Origin of the sequence: Corynebacterium macclintockiae (assembly GCF_027570165.1) — a bacterium.
GTDB classification, from domain to species: Bacteria; Actinomycetota; Actinomycetes; order Mycobacteriales; family Mycobacteriaceae; genus Corynebacterium; species Corynebacterium macclintockiae.
Window position 1 is genome coordinate 324,637 of sequence record NZ_JAKMUV010000002.1, and the last position, 20,639, is coordinate 345,275.

Consider the following 20,639-nt stretch of genomic DNA (forward strand, 5'->3'; position numbering starts at 1 on the left):
ATTATGACACTTTAACTTCCCATCACGTTGGGCAGCGCCGCACTACCTTCCACGGAGCCCTGCGCCTGCCCCACCGACCCCTCGCATGTACGCCCCAGCGGCTCGCCGCGGAAACGCTTCAGAATGAAGTCGATACCGAACGCGCCGCCCGTCACCGCCTGAATGAAGTGATTGTATTCACCCACCGGCGGCATGATGTCGTCGCGGTATTCGACCTGCGCGCCCTTTTCGCACCACTTACGCGCTAGTTCCTTCGCCTGGTTGTATTCGACGTTTTTGTCATGACGCCCAGATATCACCATCACCGGCGCCACCGGACGTTTAGTGCCAATGCGCTGACGCTCCATAGCCTCCCGCGCCTCGGGCATGTCATCCAACAGCTCATCGAGCGACTTGCCTGACTTGGTCCACTCGCTAGTCTTCTGGTGGCCGTATTTGTCCGTAATCTCGTTGGTGCACATCGTCGACAGGTCCTTGAGCGCCTGCTTTCCCTTGTCGTTCAGATGTTTGTCCAGCAACGGCTGCAGGTGCGGATAACGCTCCAACAGCCCATTGATCGTGAAGCCGATTGCGCCCACCAGGTCAGATCCATCAATGTTGCGCTGCACCGCCTCCAGGTCCGCCGGCGGCGCGGATGCATAGGCGCCGACCACATTCAGCTCCGGAGCGTACTCAGCCGCCGCCTCGACCGCCGCTGCCGACGCGCCACCGCCCTGCGAGTGCCCGTAGAACGCCACCGGCCCGTCACCCACGCCCGCTGCGCGCGCTGCATCCAGCATCGCGTGCGCCTGGTCGTCGCGGTTCATGTACGTGTGCATTTCCGGCGTTCCCATGCCGATGTAGTCCGTCACCACCACGCGCACACCCTTGGAGGCGAACACCCAGTCGTAGATGCCCTCCAGGTTCACCAAACGCTTCGACTTGATCGGACCCGGCTGCCCATCCAGCGGCCAGTTCTTACTCGGCGCGCACTGGTCGCCCTGCCCGACCGTTCCACGGCCGATCACCACCGTTGGGCGTGGCCCCTTACCCTTCCACTCCACGACTGGCTCCACGATATAGCCGCTAACCTGGGTTTTCTTCCCATCCGAGGTGGTCGTCGTGTATTCGATCCGGTCCACCGTCTTCGGCATCCTCATGTGCAGGTCACCGAATACATTGGAGTATGCGACCTTCTCCCTCTTCGTCACCTCCGCCGCCTGGGCTGGCGAGATGAAACCGGCAAATGCAATGGCTGTTGTGCATGCGAGCGCTGCTGTCTTTTTGATCATTGTTTTGTTTTAACAAACCAAATACCCCCAATGGGGTAAAAATGAAAAACTTTGCCAACAGAAACTAAGGGCGTCAATAAGTTAGGTGCATGGACCTCAGCAACATCCGCATCGGCACCGCATCGGCCGGCCTCCAGATCGAAGGATCGCCGCGCCCCAACAACTGGAGCGAGTGGGTCGCCAAAGACGGCACCACCCCGCACCCCACCACCGACCACTGGCGCCGCTGGCGCGAGGACAACCAACTCATGAGCGAACTCGGCCTGCAGATCGCCCGCGTCGGCGTGGAGTGATCGCGCGTAGAGCCCGAACCCGGCCGCTACGACCACGACGCGCTAAAGCGCTATCGAGAAGAGCTCCTAGACCTGCGCGAACGCGACATTGAACCGCTGGTGACTCTGCACCACTTCAGCCATCCCGCCTGGTTCGAAGCCACCGGCGCCTTCACCCGCGAAGCGAACGTCGAGATCTTCCTGCGCTACGTCGACGTCGTGCTTGACCACCTGGGCGACGTGGTCACCGACTGGATCACCATCAACGAGCCAAACGTCTTCGCCACCGAAGCGTACCTCTTCGGCTCCACCCCACCCGGCCGCGGTGGCCTCGCCAAGGTCCGCCCGTGCCTGCGGAACATGGCAGCCGCGCACCTGCTGGCCTACCAGCGCATCCACTCACGCCTGGACAATCCGCGCGTGACCTTCGCCCACCACCGCCGCGTTTTCGCCCCCATGAACCCGCGCAACCCCATCCACCGCGCACTAACTCCCCTGGTCGAATGGCTTTTCCAAGGGGCAATCGAGCCCGCCTTCTTCGAAGGCCGCTTCCACCCACTCCTCGGCCACCCCGGCGTCGACCTCCCCAGCGGCGGGGTCTTCGCCGATGCTGTCGCCATTAACTACTACTCGCGCACTGCGGTTCGCGGTTTTTCTGACGCCACCTTCCCCCATACCCCCACCAACGACCTCGGCTGGGAAATCTACCCGCCGGGGATTGCTGAGGTCTCCGCCGAGCTCGCGGAGCGCTACCAACTGCCGGTGTGGATCACGGAGAACGGCACCGCCGACGCGGACGAGCGTTTCCGCTGCGCATTCATCCTGGACCACCTGGCGGAACTCTCCCGCGTTCCTGCCGTGGAGCGCTACTACCACTGGTGCTTCGTGGACAACTGGGAATGGTCCGAAGGCATGGCGCAGAAGTTCGGCGTGGTCGACGTTGATCGGCAGGCCAAGCCCGCCGCCCGCCTATTGCAGGCGCTGATCCGCGAAGGCGCCATTACCCCGGAGATCAGCGCTCAATTCAGAGAGGACGGCCACTGATGCTGCACACCCTCACCGCCGCCGAGCGCGAGCCGAAACTGTTCTTCTGGAAGTTCGGCATAGCCTTCTTTGGCTCCGTCATCGCCTGGGCCGGGCCGACTCAGCTGTTGCTGGGACTGCAGATGATCGAACTGCGCCCGGATAGCAAGGAGGAATCCCTCGCCCTACTCATGATGCTCGGCGGCGCGACCGCCGTGGTATCCAGCCTGATCACCGGTTATGCCGCCGACCGCAGTTGGTTCTGGGTGAACCGCTGGGGCAAACGACTGCCCTGGGTGCTGCTGGCCGCTCCCCTGGTCACGGTCGGCTTGTTTCTGATGTCCTTCACACCCAGCTTCTGGGTTCTCACCGGATTGTGGTGCCTAGTGCAGGTCTTCGTTGCGTTTGTGACGAACAACCTCATGACAGTCACCGCCGACGTCGTGCCGCAGGAAAAGTTTGGGCTCGTCTCTGGCATTGTCGGCGCCACATACACCTTCGGAATTGTCGGCGGGACTGCTGTCGCAACAGCTTTGCCGATTACGCAGGCTTACTGGGCTGTGGGCGTCATTTCCCTTGTCTTCATCTTCCAATTCGCCGTCGGGCGCGGCCACGTTGATTCGCACGTTCGCCCGCATAATTCGCTGTCTGTCACGGTCGGCGACGAAGGGTCCTACCGCAACTATTGGCTGGTTTTCGCCAGTCGATTCGTGATTCATCTGGCCAATTACACCAGCCTGTTCTACTTGCTGTACTACCTGCGGGATCACATCGGCGTGCCGGATCCAGACGCCGGCGTGTTGATGCTGACCGTGCTGTATGCGGTTTTCACCATCATCACCGCGATTGTCAGCGGCAATGTGTCGGATCGGATTGGCCGGCGGAAGATCCTGGTTGTCGTGTCGGCGTTCGGGGTGGCGGCGGCTACGGGCATGATGACGATCGCCACCGGCATGGGGTTAGTCTGTGCCGCGGCGATTCTGTTGGGTATCAGTTGGGGTGTTTTCAGCAGCGTGGATCAGGCCATGGTCAACGAGTCGTTGCCCAGCAAGAGGAACCGCGCGCGCGACGTGTCGCTGATGTCGCTCACCCAGGGGGTCAGCAACATGTTCTGTGGCGGCCTAGCCGCACTCGCGCTGAGGCATTTTGACTACCCCGGCATGTTCCTCATGTGCAGCATCATCTGCATCGTCGGCGCGCTGATGGTGCTGCCCGTCACCTCTTCGAAGTAGTGGCTAGTACGGCGGTTCCCCTTCGTTGCGTTGCATTATTTCCGCGTTCAACTGGCGCACAACCCGTGCCTTCCGAACCCCGCGTTCTGCGAAGTTCTCGCGAGCAAGAGGGCCGTCGGGCGTGGTCACAACCTGGTGGCCGTCACCGTGGGAGGTCCACACCTCCGTGCCGTCTGCATGCAGCGCAACGTCCCAGGTACCAGCCGTTTTGAGCCGGTGATGGGTACGACACAGCAGGTGCATGTTCGCGGTGCTCGTCGGACCGCCATCGGCATGTCGGTGTACATGGTCGACGTCGCACGCGTACCCCGGCACGTCGCATCCCGGGAAACGGCAGTGCCCATCGCGCCCTGTTACTGACGCCCGCAGCAGCTCCGTCGCCTGGTAGCCCTCCGTCGCGGTGTACCCGGGGGCCGCCAGGTGGGTGACTTTCTTGAGCCACTCGCAGCTGGCGGCCTCTGACAACCAGTGATCCTCGGCGAATACTCCGCGAGGTTGCGGGGTGACTGCCTTGTACAGGTTGAGGGTGACTTCGGTGGTGATACTTTGGTCGAGCATGGCCAGGAAGGCCTCGCCCATGGAGCAGCCACGCTTGGTTGCGGCCGACTTCACGGCTTTGTGCAGTTCCACACCACGCAGACGCGGAACGATGAGGGTGATCGCCGTGGTCTCGTTCTGACCGCGGTCGAAAAAGAGCTCGGGAGCGTTCGTATCCTTTGGCGGGGCTTTATCGTGCGGAGTCGCCAACACGTCCCGATTGCCCACGACCGTCTTCACCTTGTTATAGGCAGCCCGCGGAGTGGGAACATGCTGGTTGGGACGGGTGGGGCTGAGGGCTTTGAGAATCCCTTCCTCAACATGGGCGCGCTTCTCGGGGGCCACAGCCTGGACTGCTTCAGTGATCTGCTGGATGTGGCGGATGGTAAACGCACCGCTACGGAAGAGTTCGTGGATCCGCGGGAATGCTGCAAGCATCAGGCCCGCGTCGGCGTAATTGGCCGCCACTACCTTGCTAATACCGAAGCGCACCGCGATCTTCGATACATGATCGGGAACGAGGTCGTCCGGGGCCGGAGTAGACTGCTCGACCATAGCAAGATGCGTCAGGTTTAAGGTGCGAGACGTGACCGTCAGCGGATCGTCGGAACGCGCGAGACGGTAGTAGGGCTCAGTGGTTTCTGGTGGTGGTTCGGCGGGTGTGTTGGCGTGTGCAGTGGTGTTCATGCGATCCCCTTGTGTGAACTAACACCATTCTAGAACACACGTTCCAAACTAGTCAACACTTTTGCCGTATGAAAAGCTAACTCTGTAGTATAACTAGACTGTTTGTTCGAATCCAATCAGGCTGCCGAACTCCCCCGAATCATGTAGAAATAGAGGCATGAGCACTTTGGATCTCTCCCAAGAAACCGTCCTTATTACAGGCGCCAGCTCGGGTCTCGGCAAGGAATTCGCCCTCCAGCTGGCAGCCAAGGGTGCGAACCTCGTTCTGGTCGCACGTCGTCAGGATCGGCTGAATAGGATTGCGGCGGAGATTAAGAGGCGTCACAAAGTAAAGGTCGAAGTAATAGCCAAAGACCTATCGGAACACGGCGTGGCAGGCGAGATTTCGTGGGAGCTATCGACGCGCGGAATCACGGTAACCTCACTGATCAACAACGCGGGCTTCGCCAACTACGAATCCTTCAGCGACGTGCCGACCGACAGCCTGCGCGCAGAGATCGCGGTGAACGTCCACGCGCTAGTAGAGCTGACGCACATGTTCCTGCCGCGGTTCGAAGAGCGCGGAAATGGCTTCATCCTGAATGTGTCGTCGATCGCGGGGTTCCAGCCCTCCCCCGGCATGGTGGTCTACGGTGCGACGAAAGCTTTCGTGCTGTCATTTACGGAAGGGCTGTACGCGGAGCGGAAGGGCTCGGGGGTGCGGATCATGGCGCTGTGCCCCGGACCGACGGAGACGGAGTTCTTCCGGGTGGCGGGCAGCGACCGCGCCGACGGCGGACTCAAGCGCATGAGCAGCCACGACGTGGTCGCTGCGGGCATCGAAGCGCTGCTGCGCAAGTCGCCTCCGCCCTCGGTCGTCGCGGGCGCCCGCAACAAACTGCTGACGAGTGTGTCGCAGCGCATGCCACGGCGCGTGATGACTGAGGTTATGGGCCGGCTGATGAAGCGCTAGCCAGGTCCAGCAAAAGCCGCTCATCGCGCGCCACCAACTGCACACCAACCGGCAGGCCATCGCGCCCCTTACCTGCGGGAATGTTCATCGCGGGATGGCCGGACACGTTCCACAGGGCGGTGTAGGCCACCGACGGAAGGCTGGCGATCTGCGCTGCCAGCATCCCCTTGCCCGTCAGCACACCGGCCCGCGCCGGGCGCGCAGCGACGGTCGGGGTCAGCAGCACATCGACCTCGTCGAACACCCGATCCAGCTGCTCCCCCAGCCGGTCGGAGAAGCTCTCTGCCCAGCGCAGCACCGGCCCCTGCGCCCACACGCCCGCCGCGCGCGTGACTTTGTGGCGCCCCTCGATGCGCTCGGGGTACTCGAGGTCAGCGATCTCCTTGCGGATCCCCGCGAAGAACTGAGTCACAAACGCCGCCGTCGGATCCTTGTGGCGCAGCGTGTAATCGCGCACGTCGTGGCCCATTCCGCGCAGCCGCTCGGCCATCGCGCGCACGGCACGGACGTGGTCGCGGTGCGGTGGAGTCAGCGGCGTTGTGGGGCGCAGGCTTACGCCGATTCTTAGTGACGCCCCCTCGGGTTCGGTAGCGACGGAATCAGACAGGGCGTCAAAAAGAAGGGCGCAGTCGCGTGCGGAACGAGCAATCGGACCGGCGGTGCCGAGGCGACACCACAGATCCTCCCCTGGCAATGTGCCGCGGGCGGGCTTGAGGCCGTACAGGCCGCAATGCGCGGAGGGGATGCGGATCGAACCGCCACCGTCCCCGCCGACGGCGAAAGGCACCCAACCAGCGGCGACGGCGACGGCGGAGCCTCCGGAGGAACCGCCCGGGGTGAAGCGCGGGTTGTGCGGGTTGCGGGTGATGCCGCGGGCCTCGGACTCGGTGAACGGGAAGGCGCCGAAGGCGGGCATGGTGGTTTTGCCCAGGATGATGGCGCCGGCGTTGCGTAGCCGACGAACAATCTCGTCGTCGGCGGCCGCGGGCGTAGGGTTGGCGTTGGTGCCGTAGGTGGTGGGCACGCCGCGGACGTGGACTTCCTCCTTAATGAGCACTGGCACGCCGTGCAGCGGGCCGGGGTCTGTGGAGGAATCGAGTTCGGCGGCGGTGGCCAGGGCCTCGTCGTCGAGCAGCACCGAGATCGCATTGAAGTTCCGGTCCTGGGCGCGGATACGCCGGAGGGTCTTCTCAATGAGCGGAACCGTGCCGTGTTTCAGCGCCGCGGCGCGCCATTCGCTAGCGCTGAGCAATGGTCGCCTTCAGGTTCTCGCCAACGCGCTTGCCGGAGTGGATGCAGCCGCCAAGGAAGGTGCCTTCCAGGGCGTTCTTGCCGTGCATACCGCCACCGCCGAAACCGGCAACCTCGCCAGCGGCGTAGAGGCCCGGCAGCACGGAGCCGTCGGTGCGCAGGCAACGGCCGGACAGATCAGTTTCAATACCGCCGAGGGTCTTGCGGGTCAGCACGTGCAGCTTGACGGCGACGAGCGGCCCCTTCGTCTCGTCCAGCAGGCGGTGCGGAGCGGCGCAGCGGACGATCTTGTCGCCCAGGTAGCCGCGGGCGGTGCGGATGTAGTTGATCTGCGAGTCCTTGCTGAACTTGTTGTCGATCTGGGAATCGCGATCCTCGATGATGCGGCGGATCTCGTGCACGTCGAGTTCGGGCGCATCGTCGTCGGCGATGGCGTTCATGCCCTCGACCAGGGAGCCGAGGTCGTCGGCGACTACCCAGTCCTCGCCATGATCCATGAACGCCTTGACGGCTGGGTGCGTGCCGGGGCCGACCTTCGAGAGCAGGTTCTTGACCTTCTTGATGGTCAGATCCGGGTTCTGCTCGGAGCCGGAGAAGATGAACTCCTTGTCGGCGATCGCCTTGTTGAGGACGAACCACGAGTAGCTGTGGCCAGTGGTACCGAGGTGCTTCATGGTGGCGATCGTGTCGCCGCCCGGGATGATATTGGACGGGAAGCGCCTACCGGTCGCGTCCAACCACAGAGAGGACGGGCCAGGGATGATGCGGATTCCATGGCCTGGCCAGATGGAGTTCCAGTTCTTCATCCCCTCGGTGTAAGCCCACATGCGGTCGGTGTTCACCAGGTTCGCGCCGGCGGTTTCGCAAGTCTTGATCATGCGGCCATCCACGTGGGCCGGCACGCCGGTGACCATGTCGTTCGGGACCGGCCCCCACTGGTCGGTCGGCCACGCGCGGCGCACCAGGTCCAGGTTGCCGCCGATGCCGCCAGAGGTCACTACGACGGCGGACGCGCGCTGTTCGAACTCCCCCACGACCTTTCTTGAGGACGCCACGCCGCGGTCCAGATCGCTAGGTTCCAGCACGCTGCCGCGAACGCCGACGACGGCGTCATTTTCTACGATCAGTTCGTCGACCTGGTGGCGGAAGCGGAACTCGACCTTGCCTTCTGCCTCGGCGGCTTCAATGGGCTCGCGGAAGACGCGCACAACCTCGGGGCCTGTGCCCCAGGTCAGGTGGAAGCGGGGAACGGAGTTGCCGTGGCCGCTGGCGTCGCCGGAGCCGCGCTCTGCCCAGCCGACGGTGGGCAGCACGTTGAGACCCAGGGACTTCAGGTAGTCGCGCTTCTCAGTGGCGGCGAAGCGAACGTATTCGCGACCCCAGCGGCGGGGCCAGTAGTCGTTTTGGGTGTCGTCGAACTGCGCGGAGTTCTCCCAGTCGCGCCAAGCGAGTTCCTCGGAATCCTTGACTCCCATCAGCTTCTGCTCGGGGCTATTCACGTAGAACAAGCCACCCAGCGACCAAAACGCCTGTCCGCCCAGGTTGTTGCGGTTTTCCTGGTCCAGGATCAGGACTTTCAAACCCGACTTCTGCGCCTCGTAGGCGGCGACGAGGCCAGCCAGGCCGGCACCGACGATGATGACATCGGGGTTGGTGGGAGTTGTCACAGGTATTTCCTCTCGGTTAATCGCCAGTAGTTCTTATTACGCTAAAACTATCTGGCGACCCCCGCGGGGAAATCGCAAAACTATTTAGGGGCGAGAACGAATTGGACACACCCGATGTCATCGGCGGTGGCCAGGGCCTCGTGGAGAGCTAGCTGATAGTCCCAGAGTCGGCGGAAAACCGGGTCGAATCCGGCAGCTGCGGCCTGGCGTTCGCGGGACAGGAAGTTGGCGCGCCACAGGGGCAACGTCGCGCGCAGGTGGGTGCTGAGGTTGTTCTCGGCAATCACGCGCAGTTGGGTGTTCTCGGCGGCGGCTTCACGAACCTGGCCGACGGTTGGGTACTCCAGGGCGGGCCAGACGTAGGCGCGCATCACGTCGAGGGATTCCCGGGCGGTCTCGCGCATCTCCTCGGTGGCCACGATCGACTGAATGACGGCCAGGCCGTCGTCAGACAGCATGCGGTCGACGGCTTTGAGGTAGTGGCTCAGCCCACCGAGCCCCAGGGTCTCCATGCGTTCGACGGAAAAGATGGCCTCGTAGCGGCCCGACCACTGGCGGGGCGAGGGCACGGGGCCGGGTATGAGTTCCACATTGACCGCTCCCCCGACTCCGGCGGAATGGACACGGGCGCGGACGGCCTCGGCGTGTTCCTCATCGCTGGTCAACACGTCCACCCGGGCGCCGCGGCGGGCGGCCTGCACAGCCAGCTGCCCGCCCGAAGAGGGCATCTCCAGTACGCGATCGCCGGGGCCAACCTCCGCCTCGTCAAGCATCGTGTTGATGCGGCGACGCTGGGCATCGTCGAGGTCCAAGCGCTCCACCGGATCCGGGTCACCGAACCAGGTGAAGTCGATCCCCTGATCGTGGGCACTGGTGCGGGAGGCGCTACTGAACTGGGCTGCGCCAGTGGCACGCGACGCGCCCGCGTAGAGCTCGACAAGAGCCTCCGGCAGCTCCCCCGGCAGTGGACCGCGGCGCTTCGGCGAGCGGCGTGCGAAAAACTCCCCCACCTTGCCTTCGAAAGGCTGGGCAAGCAGGATTCCCAGGATCTCCGGGAGGGGCTCGGCGTTCCATTCCCCGGCCATGTAACCCTCCGCAAGGCCCAACCACCCCTCAGCGACCACCCGATCGATCACCTGGCCATCCCGAACGACCATGTGCGGCACCGAGCCGGCGTCCAGACCAATACCGCGAGAAGACAGCAACGACTCGAGGCGCGAGGTGACACCTTCAGCGCGGCGGCTCATGAAGCGAGCGTGCGGGGTGGCAACGAGGTGCGGCCAGCGCTCCTCGTCGATGTACGGCGACGTCATCCTGCCCTCCTTATGCGCTGTGACTCCCCCCGAAGTTACTAGGAAAACCACACCAAACTTCCGAGGCACAACCGAAAGATAAGGAAAATTTCAGATCCGGGGGCTCTCGGTGTGAACGCTACGCAGGAAACAATTAGGATAGTGCCGGATAACAACCATCATTGAGGAGAGAAGCAACTACATGACCAGCAAAACCAACCGCCACCACGTCGTCATCATCGGCGCGGGCTTCGGCGGCCTCTTTGCGGCGAAGAAGTTCAAGAACGAGAACGTCCAGGTCACCATCGTCGACCGGACGAACCACCACCTGTTCCAGCCGCTGCTGTACCAGGTTGCGACCGGCATCCTCTCGGAGGGCGAGATCGCCCCGTCCATCCGCCAGATCCTCGCGGACCAGGACAACGTCCGCGTGGTGAAGGGCGAAGTACGCAACGTGGACATCGCCGAGCAGACCGTGACCGCCGACCTGGGCGGCAAAGATGCCGTACTGAAGTACGACTCGCTGATCCTGGCAGCTGGTGCCGGCCAGTCCTACTTCGGCAACGAGCAGTTCGCAGAGTTCGCGCCGGGCATGAAGTCCGTCGACGACGCACTGGAGATCCGCGCCCGCGTGACCGGCGCCTTCGAGCGCGCCGAGATCACCAACGATCCGGTCGAGCGCGAGCGTCTGCTGACCTTCGTCGTCGTGGGCGCTGGCCCCACCGGCGTGGAGCTGGCGGGTCAGCTGGCCGAGATGTCCCACCGCACCCTGCGCGACGAGTTCCGTGAGATCGACACCGAGGACACGCGCATCCTGCTGATCGACGGCGGCTCGCAGGTGCTGGCTCCGTTCGGCAAGCGTCTGGGCCGCAAGGCCGCCCGCCGCCTGGAGGACCTGGGCGTGGACATCATCCTGAACTCCCTGGTGACCGACGTTTCCAAGGAGGGCGTGCGCTACAAGGACATGAAGACCGACGAAGAGTTCTTCGTGCCCTCCTACGCCAAGATTTGGTCTGCAGGTGTGGCCGCTTCCCCGCTGGGCAAGCACGTGGCGGAGCAGGCTGGCATCGAGGTCGACCGCGCGGGCCGCGTGCCGGTGAACGCCGACCTGACCCTGGGCGATCACCACAACATCTTCATCGTCGGCGACATGATGAGCAAGGACGGTTTGCCCGGCGTGGCCCAGGTCGCTATGCAGGGTGGCCAGTACGCGGCCAAGACCATCCTGGATGAGATCAACAACGGCACCTCCCACGAGGGTCGCGTGCCGTTCAGCTACTTCGACAAGGGCTCCATGGCCATCGTCTCCCGCTTCAACGCGGTGGTGAAGATGAACAAGGCCGAGGTCTCCGGATTCCTGGGCTGGGTCATGTGGCTGGTGCTGCATCTGCTGTACATGGTTGGCTTCCGCAACCGCGCAGTCGCCGCGTTCAGCTGGGGCCTGAACTCCGTATCCCGTCGCCGCTGGCAGCTGGTGGCTACCCGCCAGCAGCTGCACGCCCGCAACGCACTGCGCAAGCTGCGCGACCTGGAGGATAAGGAAGAAATCCGCTCCATCGAGGTGCGCGATAACCTGCGCTTCGGCGAGGGCCGCGATACCCGCGCGGTATCCGACTAGCCCCTACTTTTTGGGCTGCATATCCGGCACAACCTGCGTCTTGAGGAAAGTCAGGGCGCAGCGTTTGCCGGTTTTTTCATTCTTGTGCTCGATGCGGAACAGGTGGGTGGTGCGCCCGATGTGCTCGGCCTCGGCGGTGGCGATGATGGTGTCCCCCTTGACCGATGGACGCAGGAAGTGCGTCTGGTTCGAGGTGCCGACAACGGCCGGACCGGCGCCTGCAGCAACGAAGCTGGCCATAGAGCCGGCGGTCTCCCCCAGGCTGGCGTACACGCCGCCGTTGGTCACGCCCCAGGGCTGCAGGTGATCTTCTGTGATTTCGAGGGCAAGCTCCAGCTTGTTCGGCCCGACGGCGCGGTACTGCACGCCCAGGGTGCGGTCGAGGGTGGGGTGCTGAGCCAGCAGCTCGTTGAGGGTGGAGATCTCCTCAGTAGTGAGTTCGCGTTCTGCGGCAACACGGCTTAGTTCAATGAAAATATTGGACATGCGCCTAAGCCTAACCAAGACATCGCCCTGTAAGATGTAAAACCATGACTACTGCTGAAGGAACCGCCCAAATCGGTGTTGTTGGCCTGGCCGTCATGGGCTCCAACATCGCCCGGAACTTTGCCAACAACGGTCACACCGTGGCCGTCTACAACCGCACCACCGCGAAGACCGAGAAGTTCATGGAGGACTTCGGCGAGACCGGCAACTTCGTTCCCTCGGAGACGATCGCCGATTTCGTTAAGTCGCTGGAGCGGCCCCGTCGCGCGCTCATTATGGTGCAGGCAGGTGCTGGTACGGACGCCGTCATCTCCCAGCTCGCCGAGGAAATGGACGAGGGCGACATCATCATCGACGGCGGTAATGCGCTGTACACCGACACGATTCGCCGTGAAGCTGAGATGTCCGAGCGTGGCCTGAACTTTGTCGGCGCCGGCATCTCCGGTGGCGAAGAGGGCGCGCTGAATGGCCCGGCGATTATGCCCGGTGGACCGGCGGAATCCTGGGAGGCTCTGGGCCCGCTGCTGGAGTCAGTGGCCGCGAAGGTCGACGGCACCCCGTGCGTGACCCACATTGGCCCCGACGGAGCGGGGCACTTTGTGAAGATGGTGCACAACGGCATCGAGTACGCAGACATGCAGGTCATCGGCGAGGCCTACCAGCTGCTGCGCTACGGCGCGGGCATGGAGCCAGCGGAGATCGCCGAAGTCTTTAAGACCTGGAACGAGGGCGACCTGGATTCCTACCTGATCGAGATCACCGCCGAGGTGCTCTCCCAGGTGGATGAGAAGACCGGCAAGCCGCTCGTCGACGTGATCGTTGACTCCGCGGGCCAGAAGGGCACCGGTCGCTGGACTGTGAAGGCGGCGCTGGACCTGGGCATCCCCACCACCGGTATCGGTGAGGCCGTATTCGCCCGTGCACTGTCCGGCGCCCGCGAGCAGCGCGACGCCACCATCGGCAACCTGCCTAGCGGCGAGCTTTCCACCCTGGACGTGCCGAAGGAGGAGTTCATCGAGGACGTCCGCCGGGCACTGTACGCCTCCAAGTTGGTGGCCTACGCGCAGGGCTTCGACGAGATCAAGGCTGGTTCCGACGAGCACAAGTGGGACGTCGATCCCCGCGACCTGGCCACCATCTGGCGCGGCGGATGCATCATCCGCGCGAAGTTCCTGAACCGAATCCGCGAGGCCTATGACGCCAACGCGGAGCTGCCCTCCCTGCTGCTGGACCCGTACTTCAAGGGCGAGCTGGGCGGTCTGATCGACTCCTGGCGCCGCGTGGTTATCCTGGCTACCCAGCTGGGCCAGCCGGTTCCGGTATTCGCCTCTTCCCTGTCCTACTACGACTCGCTGCGTGCAGAGCGTTTGCCGGCAGCCCTGATCCAGGGGCAGCGCGACTACTTCGGCGCCCACACCTACCGCCGCACCGACCGCGAGGGCTCCTTCCACACTCTGTGGTCCGGAGATCGCAGCGAGGTCGAGGCGTAATTGTCCCGATCAGAGTTCGGAAAGCTTGGACTGGATGACTGCATCACCAAGGAGCTTTCCGCCGAGGGGATAACCAAGCCCTTCCCGATTCAGGCGGCCGCCATCCCCGCGGCCGTCGAGGGGCGCGACGTTCTGGGCCGAGGACCGACAGGTTCCGGCAAGACATTCACGTTCGGGCTGCCGATGATTCAGTTGTTGAGGCGGGGGGCGTCCAAACCAAAAAAGCCGCGTGGCGTGGTGCTGGTGCCGACCAGAGAGCTGGCGACGCAGGTGCGCTCGCGGCTGGATCCGATCGCTAACGCAGCAGGTCAGCGGCTGCTGGAGGTCGTCGGCGGGGTGAAGATTCAGCGCAACGTTACGGCGCTGGCGCGGCCGGTCGACATTCTGGTGGCTACGCCGGGGCGCGCGCTGGACCTGCTGGGCCAGGGGATGCTGGACTTTTCCGACGTGAAGGTCGTGGCCATCGACGAGGCCGACCAGATGGCCGACATGGGCTTTCTGCCGCAGGTGACGAAGCTGCTGGATCGCATGCCGAAGCAAGCTCAGCACCTGCTGTTTTCCGCCACACTCGACGGCGATGTGCAGGTGCTGGTGGACAAGTACATGCGCGATCCGGTGACGCACTCTACGGGTGAAGCCACCGCTAGCGTGGACACGATGAACCACCTGCTGGGTGTGGTGAGCAGCCGCGAGGAACGCAACGAGCTGATCGTGAAGATTGGAAAACTGCGCAAGCGGACTGTAATGTTCATGCGCACCAAGTACGCAGTGGACCGGCAGGTAAAGAAGCTGGTGCGCGCGGGCGTGCCCGCCGTGGGAATCCACGGAAACAAGGGGCAGAATACGCGCCAGTCGGCGCTGGATGGCTTCACGGAAGGCAAGAACTCCGTGCTGGTGGCAACCGACATTGCCGCCCGCGGGATCGATGTGAAGGGCGTGGAGCTGGTCGTACACATCGATCCGCCCGCGGAACACAAGGCGTACGTCCACCGGGCCGGGCGCACGGCGCGCGCCGGGGCCAGTGGCACGGTGGTCACGCTGACCTTCGCCGATACACAGCAAGCCACCGAGAAAATGATGGCCAAGGCGGGCGTGCACCCCACCGTGCTGCCGGGTTCACAGTTGATCGCCGAGTTGAAGAAGATTTAGGAGTCGAATTACTCAAGTGGAAATACTGCTTTCCATAATCGGGCTAGTGCTATTTGTGCTGCTGACGGGCGCTACGGGTCTGTTCGTGGCCGTGGAGTTCGCGATGACGGGGCTGGAGCGCTCCACCATCGACGAGCACGCCCGCACCAAGGGCGACGGCACTGCGAAGCTGGTGCAAAGGGCGCACGGGCAGCTGTCCTTCCTGCTGTCCGGGGCGCAGCTGGGCATCACGATCACCACCTTGGCCACCGGCTATCTGGCGGAGCCGATCCTGGCGAAATTCTTCAACCCGCTGCTGGAGCTAATAGGGCTGAGCGAAGCCGTCGCAATGCCTATCGCGCTGGTGCTGTCACTGATCGTGGCGACGGTGCTGTCGATGGTCTTCGGCGAGCTGGTACCGAAGAACCTGGCGATCACCAATCCGCTGGATACCGCTCGGACGACAATCCGGCCGGTGTGGGCCTTCAACGTGGCGCTGAAGTGGTTCATCAACGGGATGAACGCGATGGCCAACGCGATTGTGCGGAGGCTGGGGATTGAGCCGGCGGACGAGTTGGCGTCCGCACGATCGGCCGAAGAACTATCGGCGCTGGTGCGTAACTCAACGGGCAACGGTGGATTCACTGAGTCGAAGGCGCGGATTCTGGACCTGTCGCTGCGGTTTAGTGACGCCTCAGCAGAGGATGTGATGACACCCCGTTCGACCGTCGAATCTCTGACTGTCGAGGACACCGCGCAGGATCTGATCGAGCTGGCGTTAGAGACTGGCCACTCGCGCTTCCCCGTGACGCGCGGCGATCTGGACGATACCGCGGGCGTGGTGCACGTAAAGGACGCGCTGACCATTTCCCACGAGGCACGCCCCACCACCACGCTGGATAAATTGATGAAGGCCGTGCCCTCGGTGCCGGATTCCTTGAGTGGCGATGACGTGCTGAACCGGGTGCGGGCCGCGGGCTCACAGCTGGTGATGGTTGTGGACGAATACGGCGGCACCGCCGGAATCGTGACCATCGAAGACGTGGTCGAGGAGATCCTGGGCGAGGTGTGGGACGAGCACGACGACGCGGAAGAGGACAAGGAGGTCCGCAAGGCGGGCACCAGCTGGGAGGTTTCCGGGCTGGTGCGCACCGACGAACTGCCGGATGCAGTGGGATACACCGCGCCAGAAGGCGACTATGACACGCTCGGCGGGTTGATCATGGCCACGCTGGGTCGCATCCCCGCCGAAGGTGACGAGGTGCTGCTGCCCGACGGCTGGCGCGCCACGGTCAAGGAGATGGATAACCGCCGCGTGGATAGAGTCCTGCTGCGACCGCTGACCGAGGAAGAGGCAAACTAATGAGTGACATTTGGGCCATAGTTCTCGCCGTCTTCCTGCTGGCACTCAACGGGTACTTCGTGGCGGTGGAGTTCGCACTGATTTCCTCGCGCAAGGATCGCCTGGATTCCATGATCGCCGCGGGCAACAAGCGCGCCGAGCGGGTGCAGTACGCCGCAGAGCACCTGTCGATCATGCTGGCGGGCGCGCAGTTCGGCATCACCATCGCTTCCCTGCTGCTGGGTAAGGTCGGCGAACCCGCGATCGCGCACCTGATCGAGGCCCCCTTCGAGGCACTGGGCATGCCGCCGGAGTTGTTGCACCCGGTCGGCTTCACGATCTCCCTGCTGCTGGTGACGATGCTGCACATCATCCTGGGCGAAATGGTGCCGAAGAACATTGCTCTGGCCGGGCCGGAGACCGTGGCGACGTTCGTGGTGCCCCTGCACCTGCTGTTCGTAAAGGTCACGAACCCGATCATGCAGCTGCTGAACTGGATCGCTCGCCAGACGCTGAAGCTGATGGGCGTGGAACAGAAAGACGAGCTGGACTCCACCGTCTCCCCGTCCGAGCTGGCCAGCATGATCCAGGATTCCCGCTCCGAGGGGCTCATCGCCCCCGAGGAAGCCACCCGGTTGAACAAGGCGCTGGGATCTTCCCGCCGCACGCTGGACGAGGTGCTGATTCCCCTCGCCGACGTGCATTGCATCCTGCAGGAAGGCCCGCGCATGCAGGTCGCGGCCGTGGAGAAGGCGGTGCAGGAAACCGGGTACTCCCGCTTCCCCGTCACCGACAAGAACGGCAAGTGGATCGGCTACGTCCACGTCAAGGACGTGCTGGACAATCTGGTGGAACCCAACGGGCAGCTGGATACCACAGACATTCGCCCGCTGCTGCGGGTAAAGTCCGGCTCCAGCTTCGACGTTGCCATGCGAAACATGCGGCGCACCTCTAGCCACATAGCCGCGGTGGAAGGTACCAATGGCCAGATCATTGGCATGATCACGCTGGAGGACATCATCGAGGAGCTCGTCGGCACCGTCCGCGACTGGACCCATGACTGAGGTACTGCACGACTGGCGCGATAGACAGGCCGCCCACCGGGAACGCGTACAGCGCCTAACCGAGGGGCACCGCCAGCGTCGCGCGGAGGGAGAACGGCACCCGGTGTGGGATTTCATGTTCACCTACTACCCCACTACTCCTGGGAAGTTGAGCCACTGGCATCCGGGCGTCAATACGGGTGTGGTGTGGGACGGCAACGACGACCTGCCGCACTACAAGGACCACTACGTGCGCCGCGGCGATGTGTGGACCCTCGACGTGGAGCGGCACCTGGCAGCGCGGGGCAAGACGGTGCGCTATATCGCGCGTCTGCTGGAGGCAACGTACCGGCACCCGCCCGTGCTCGGCTGTTTCGGGCTGCACGAGTGGGCGATGGTCTACAAGGACACGCCACGCCACCCCGAGCCTTTGCGGCTGGGTGCGGCCGGTACCGACGAGGTTGTTGAGGCCTCGCAGTTGAAGTGCACGCACTTCGACGCTTATCGCTTTTTTACGGACGCCGCCGCGCCCCGCAACGCCCACACCCCAACACGCGACGCGCAGCCCCAGTTGGAACAGCCGGGCTGCCTGCACGCCACCATGGATCTATACAAATGGGCGACGAAGCTGGGGCCGCTGGTGCCCGGCGAGGTATGGCTGGATAGCTTCGAGCTGGCATGCGACGTACGGCGGCTAGACATGGAGGCATCGCCCTATGACCTGCACGAATGGGGGTTCGAGCCCGTGCGGATCGAAACGGCCGCGGGACGGGCGGAGTACGTGCAGCGACAAAAGGGGCTGATGGATCGCGGGCAGCGCCTGCGCAAGCAACTGCTGGCCTACACTGGATAGAAAACTACCGGGAGGATTCAATCGTGGCACGTCACGCAAGCGGGAAGCAGAACTATCGGATCGCCGGATGGATCTGGGCTGCGCTGGCGGCAGTGATTGTGATCGCAGTGATGGTAGTCGGGTGGATCGTGCTGGCGCGCAACAACCAGGATCAGCTGACGGCGCCGGAATGCCCGCAGGGGGATTTCGTGGTGCAGGTGTGGGCTGCGGATACCGCTGGATTGCAACCGAAGGTCGACGAGTTTAACGAGGCCAACGAGGTCCAGTTGGACCACTGTCTAAAGGCGGAGGCGGTAGAGAAACCGGATGCGGAGGCCATTGCCGCGTACAAGGCGTGGGGTGAGGGCGGTCAGCCGGGCGCCGCGCTGTGGCAGCCGGCGGATCGGCAGAAGGCCGACGAGGCCTTGGCGGTCTCCAAGGTGGAGATCGGAGAAGAGAAAAATGGTGTGTTGGCCCCACAGTTGCGGGACAAGGCACTGCCCGAGTTGGATCAGCGGGCGCGGGGAGCTTTCTTAAGGCAGTTCTAGGTCTAAGCCATGCGGCGACGGCGGCGCTCGGCGAGCTCGTCGATAGCCGCGTCCTGGACGACCTTCTCAGAGGGGAAGGAAGTAATCGTGCCGGTGAGTTCCTTCATCAGACCCGGGACAGCGATGCCGAATACGCCCTGGCCACCGTTGAGGAGGTCGATGACTTCCTCCGAGGAGCGGCACTCGTAGACGGTGTGGCCGTCGGAGACAAGGGTGATGCCGGCGAGGTCGTCGACGCCCAGGTTCTCCAGCTTTTCTACCGCCTTGCGGATGTTCTGCAGGGAGATGCCCGTATCCAGCAGGCCCTTGACGATCTTCAGCACCAGAATGTCGCGGAAGGAGTACAGGCGCTGAGAGCCGGAGCCCGCCGCGTTGCGGATGCTCGGCTGCACCAGCTTGGTGCGTGCCCAGTAATCCAGCTGGCGGTAAGTGATGCCAGCTACCTGACAGGCGATCGGCACTCGGTAGCCGACCTCGTCATCGGGGCCATGGACGTCGAAAAGGGCATCCTGCATGGGAAAGACTCCTGGTGTAATTTCAATTCTCTTCTAAAGATTAGACCGGTTCGCGACATAGTCAACCGCTAGCCGAGAATTACTTTAACACGAGTCACAAAAATCACACGTGTAACAACACGCGTGTCATTCTTTCAACCAGTCGTCGAGGTCGCTAGATAGACCCAGGCCCTCCCACATCTGTTGGAAATCGGAGTCTGCGTTGTCGCTGGCGCTGAAGCCCATCTCCGCCGGATCCCAGTCGAGGAGGAAGTCCACCTGGTCGCCATCCTCGTCGACCTGTTTGAGCTTCGCTTCCAGCTCTTCCACCCAGGCGGGGTTCACGCGGATCAGTGCGCTTTCCACTCCCGGAGCCACCCGCACGTCGAAGAGCACACCCGCGTGCCACAGAGGTTCCAGGGTGGAAGGACGGAGGTCGATGTAGCGTTCCGACTCCCCCTCCTCCAGCACCAGGCCGGCGGTCATCTGACCGCGGGAGTTGGTGGCGATGCGGGCAAACCAGGGGTCGCGCGCCTCGTCGTTTTTGAGGATATTCGCCAGTACCTCGGCATCCGTGGGGCGCCCGCCCAGATCCACCGTGGGTTCTACCCAGATCGGCAGGATGTGGGTGCGTTGGGGCGTCATAAAGATAAGGCAGTCAGCCACCGGACTGCCGCAACCAAGGGCGCTGGCGACCGCGCGGCCGAGAAAGACGACCTCGGTGCCTTTGCCGTTATCCAAGGTTGCCCTTCACCAGAGCGGTGTTGAGGGAAATGATCAGCGCGGACATCTCGCGGGCGGTTTCGGCGGAGCGCTGCTTTGCGTTCTCGTCGCGACCGTGGGCCAGCGGGTCGGCGATGCGGGACACCATGTCCAGCTGGCGGTTCGCGATGGTCAGCAGCGACTTCAGGTGGCGATTATCCAGCCCGTGGTCGGTCAGATTCTGCGCGATCTGCACGATCTCCACGTCGTCGACCGAGTAGAACCCGGCCGGGTCAGCAGTGATCAGCCCCATGCGGATGAGTGCGCCGGTGAAGGAATCCTGCACGTTGGCACGCGCCGTGACGTCCGCGCGGGTCAGTCGGCGGGACTGGGCAGCGCGCATCTGTTCGGCGGAAATGGCGCCGGGGGCGGACTTGCGGGCGGCGGTCACCGGGGTGACCTTGCCGGAATCCATTGCCTCCAGGCGCTGGCGGATAACCTTCAGCGGCAGGTATTCGTCCCGCTGCAGGGTAAGGATGTAACGCAGCCGCGAAATATCCTCTGGCGAAAAGCGCCGGTAGCCGCTCTGCGAACGGCGTGGGCTAACCAGCCCTTCGGATTCCAGGAAGCGGATCTTCGAGACGGTGACGTCTGGGAAGTCCGGCTTCAACTGCTTCAGCACGTCGCCGATGGACGAGGTGGGAAGAACCGCACCGGCTGGGGCGGAGGAAGGGACGGGAGCGCTAGCGTGGCTTCTCTGTGCGCTCACTTT

The 20,639-nt window shown here is 63.5% G+C and carries 20 protein-coding genes and 1 pseudogene; 12 read left to right on the forward strand and 9 right to left on the reverse strand.

Annotated elements, in window-relative coordinates:
* Positions 1–11: 11 nt before the first annotated feature.
* A complete protein-coding gene (locus L8U58_RS03195; RefSeq protein WP_269954671.1) occupies positions 12–1,271 on the reverse strand; it encodes an alpha/beta fold hydrolase in 1,260 nt (419 codons plus the stop codon).
* An 89-nt stretch (positions 1,272–1,360) separates the two neighbouring features.
* Between L8U58_RS03195 and L8U58_RS03200 the strand changes: the two genes are divergently transcribed.
* From L8U58_RS03200 to L8U58_RS03215, 4 genes and pseudogenes are all read left to right on the forward strand, one after another.
* On the forward strand, positions 1,361–1,564 hold the full coding sequence (locus L8U58_RS03200) for a hypothetical protein (RefSeq protein ID WP_269954672.1): 204 nt from the start codon (positions 1,361–1,363) through the stop codon (positions 1,562–1,564).
* Positions 1,565–1,582: 18 nt separating this feature from the next.
* Positions 1,583–2,080: pseudogene (locus L8U58_RS10225) on the forward strand (family 1 glycosylhydrolase); the annotation flags it as partial.
* A gap of 81 nt (positions 2,081–2,161) precedes the next feature.
* On the forward strand, positions 2,162–2,587 hold the full coding sequence (locus tag L8U58_RS10230; protein WP_269954699.1) for a family 1 glycosylhydrolase: 426 nt from the start codon (positions 2,162–2,164) through the stop codon (positions 2,585–2,587).
* Complete coding sequence (locus tag L8U58_RS03215; RefSeq protein ID WP_034976574.1) at positions 2,587–3,798, forward strand: MFS transporter; 1,212 nt, start codon at positions 2,587–2,589, stop codon at positions 3,796–3,798. The genes L8U58_RS10230 and L8U58_RS03215 overlap by 1 nt, the downstream gene beginning before the upstream one ends.
* Positions 3,799–3,801: 3 nt before the next feature.
* Here L8U58_RS03215 and L8U58_RS03220 read toward each other — a convergent pair whose 3' ends face one another.
* Entirely contained in the window at positions 3,802–5,022 is a 1,221-nt protein-coding gene (locus tag L8U58_RS03220) for an HNH endonuclease signature motif containing protein (RefSeq protein WP_269954673.1), read from the reverse strand.
* A gap of 157 nt (positions 5,023–5,179) precedes the next feature.
* On the opposite strand from L8U58_RS03220, the gene L8U58_RS03225 reads away from it, so the two are divergent.
* A complete protein-coding gene (locus L8U58_RS03225) occupies positions 5,180–5,974 on the forward strand; it encodes an SDR family NAD(P)-dependent oxidoreductase (RefSeq protein WP_034967761.1) in 795 nt (264 codons plus the stop codon).
* On the opposite strand, the gene L8U58_RS03230 is transcribed toward L8U58_RS03225, so the two are convergent.
* The 3 genes from L8U58_RS03230 to L8U58_RS03240 all read right to left on the reverse strand — a co-directional run bounded on the left by L8U58_RS03230 (position 5,949) and on the right by L8U58_RS03240 (position 10,205).
* Complete coding sequence (locus tag L8U58_RS03230) at positions 5,949–7,226, reverse strand: amidase family protein (protein WP_269954674.1); 1,278 nt, start codon at positions 7,224–7,226, stop codon at positions 5,949–5,951. The genes L8U58_RS03225 and L8U58_RS03230 overlap by 26 nt on opposite strands.
* Positions 7,213–8,892: an FAD-binding dehydrogenase gene (locus tag L8U58_RS03235; RefSeq protein WP_043015153.1), complete on the reverse strand. Its 1,680-nt coding sequence runs from the start codon at positions 8,890–8,892 to the stop codon at positions 7,213–7,215. Before L8U58_RS03235 ends, L8U58_RS03230 begins: the two co-directional genes overlap by 14 nt.
* An 80-nt stretch (positions 8,893–8,972) precedes the next feature.
* On the reverse strand, positions 8,973–10,205 hold the full coding sequence (locus L8U58_RS03240; protein ID WP_269954675.1) for a class I SAM-dependent methyltransferase: 1,233 nt from the start codon (positions 10,203–10,205) through the stop codon (positions 8,973–8,975).
* A gap of 181 nt (positions 10,206–10,386) precedes the next feature.
* On the opposite strand from L8U58_RS03240, the gene L8U58_RS03245 reads away from it, so the two are divergent.
* Positions 10,387–11,802, forward strand: a complete 1,416-nt coding sequence (locus L8U58_RS03245; protein WP_034974313.1) for an NAD(P)/FAD-dependent oxidoreductase — start codon at positions 10,387–10,389, stop codon at positions 11,800–11,802.
* A gap of 3 nt (positions 11,803–11,805) precedes the next feature.
* Here L8U58_RS03245 and L8U58_RS03250 read toward each other — a convergent pair whose 3' ends face one another.
* Positions 11,806–12,288 carry a PaaI family thioesterase gene (locus L8U58_RS03250; RefSeq protein ID WP_269954676.1) on the reverse strand — a complete coding sequence of 161 codons (483 nt, stop codon included), beginning with the start codon at positions 12,286–12,288 and terminating at the stop codon, positions 11,806–11,808.
* Between the two features lie 44 nt (positions 12,289–12,332).
* On the opposite strand from L8U58_RS03250, the gene gndA reads away from it, so the two are divergent.
* From gndA to L8U58_RS03280, 6 genes are read left to right on the forward strand one after another with little or no spacing between them, the layout of a single operon-like run.
* The gene (gndA, locus tag L8U58_RS03255; RefSeq protein ID WP_034993922.1) at positions 12,333–13,778 is read left to right on the forward strand and encodes an NADP-dependent phosphogluconate dehydrogenase; all 1,446 of its coding nucleotides are present in this window, start codon (positions 12,333–12,335) and stop codon (positions 13,776–13,778) included.
* A complete protein-coding gene (locus tag L8U58_RS03260) occupies positions 13,779–14,927 on the forward strand; it encodes a DEAD/DEAH box helicase (protein WP_187402391.1) in 1,149 nt (382 codons plus the stop codon). It abuts the gene before it with no gap.
* Positions 14,928–14,943: 16 nt separating this feature from the next.
* A complete protein-coding gene (locus L8U58_RS03265; protein WP_034981911.1) occupies positions 14,944–16,269 on the forward strand; it encodes a hemolysin family protein in 1,326 nt (441 codons plus the stop codon).
* Positions 16,269–17,312, forward strand: coding sequence for a hemolysin family protein (locus L8U58_RS03270; protein ID WP_034974306.1), 1,044 nt, complete (start codon positions 16,269–16,271; stop codon positions 17,310–17,312). Before L8U58_RS03265 ends, L8U58_RS03270 begins: the two co-directional genes overlap by 1 nt.
* Positions 17,305–18,144 (forward strand): hypothetical protein, encoded by an 840-nt coding sequence (locus tag L8U58_RS03275; protein WP_034976591.1) that lies wholly within the window; start codon positions 17,305–17,307, stop codon positions 18,142–18,144. Before L8U58_RS03270 ends, L8U58_RS03275 begins: the two co-directional genes overlap by 8 nt.
* A gap of 23 nt (positions 18,145–18,167) precedes the next feature.
* The gene (locus L8U58_RS03280) at positions 18,168–18,671 is read left to right on the forward strand and encodes a hypothetical protein (RefSeq protein WP_034974303.1); all 504 of its coding nucleotides are present in this window, start codon (positions 18,168–18,170) and stop codon (positions 18,669–18,671) included.
* A gap of 2 nt (positions 18,672–18,673) precedes the next feature.
* Here the strand turns inward: L8U58_RS03280 and L8U58_RS03285 are convergent, their stop codons facing one another.
* From L8U58_RS03285 to ftsR, 3 genes are all read right to left on the reverse strand, one after another.
* The gene (locus tag L8U58_RS03285) at positions 18,674–19,186 is read right to left on the reverse strand and encodes a MerR family transcriptional regulator (protein ID WP_034967731.1); all 513 of its coding nucleotides are present in this window, start codon (positions 19,184–19,186) and stop codon (positions 18,674–18,676) included.
* Between the two features lie 126 nt (positions 19,187–19,312).
* Positions 19,313–19,906 carry a hypothetical protein gene (locus tag L8U58_RS03290; RefSeq protein ID WP_034967728.1) on the reverse strand — a complete coding sequence of 198 codons (594 nt, stop codon included), beginning with the start codon at positions 19,904–19,906 and terminating at the stop codon, positions 19,313–19,315.
* Positions 19,899–20,636, reverse strand: a complete 738-nt coding sequence (gene ftsR, locus L8U58_RS03295; protein WP_034981904.1) for a transcriptional regulator FtsR — start codon at positions 20,634–20,636, stop codon at positions 19,899–19,901. The genes L8U58_RS03290 and ftsR overlap by 8 nt, the downstream gene beginning before the upstream one ends.
* Between the last annotated feature and the right edge of the window lie 3 nt (positions 20,637–20,639).

Coding starts and splice junctions, on each gene's coding strand:
- L8U58_RS03195 (WP_269954671.1), bottom strand. CDS start 1,271: ATGATCAAAAAGACAGCAGCGCTCGCATGCACAACAGCCATTGCATTT.
- L8U58_RS03200 (WP_269954672.1), top strand. CDS start 1,361: ATGGACCTCAGCAACATCCGCATCGGCACCGCATCGGCCGGCCTCCAG.
- L8U58_RS03215 (WP_034976574.1), top strand. CDS start 2,587: ATGCTGCACACCCTCACCGCCGCCGAGCGCGAGCCGAAACTGTTCTTC.
- L8U58_RS03220 (WP_269954673.1), bottom strand. CDS start 5,022: ATGAACACCACTGCACACGCCAACACACCCGCCGAACCACCACCAGAA.
- L8U58_RS03225 (WP_034967761.1), top strand. CDS start 5,180: ATGAGCACTTTGGATCTCTCCCAAGAAACCGTCCTTATTACAGGCGCC.
- L8U58_RS03240 (WP_269954675.1), bottom strand. CDS start 10,205: ATGACGTCGCCGTACATCGACGAGGAGCGCTGGCCGCACCTCGTTGCC.
- L8U58_RS03245 (WP_034974313.1), top strand. CDS start 10,387: ATGACCAGCAAAACCAACCGCCACCACGTCGTCATCATCGGCGCGGGC.
- L8U58_RS03250 (WP_269954676.1), bottom strand. CDS start 12,288: ATGTCCAATATTTTCATTGAACTAAGCCGTGTTGCCGCAGAACGCGAA.
- gndA (WP_034993922.1), top strand. CDS start 12,333: ATGACTACTGCTGAAGGAACCGCCCAAATCGGTGTTGTTGGCCTGGCC.
- L8U58_RS03270 (WP_034974306.1), top strand. CDS start 16,269: ATGAGTGACATTTGGGCCATAGTTCTCGCCGTCTTCCTGCTGGCACTC.
- L8U58_RS03275 (WP_034976591.1), top strand. CDS start 17,305: ATGACTGAGGTACTGCACGACTGGCGCGATAGACAGGCCGCCCACCGG.
- L8U58_RS03285 (WP_034967731.1), bottom strand. CDS start 19,186: ATGCAGGATGCCCTTTTCGACGTCCATGGCCCCGATGACGAGGTCGGC.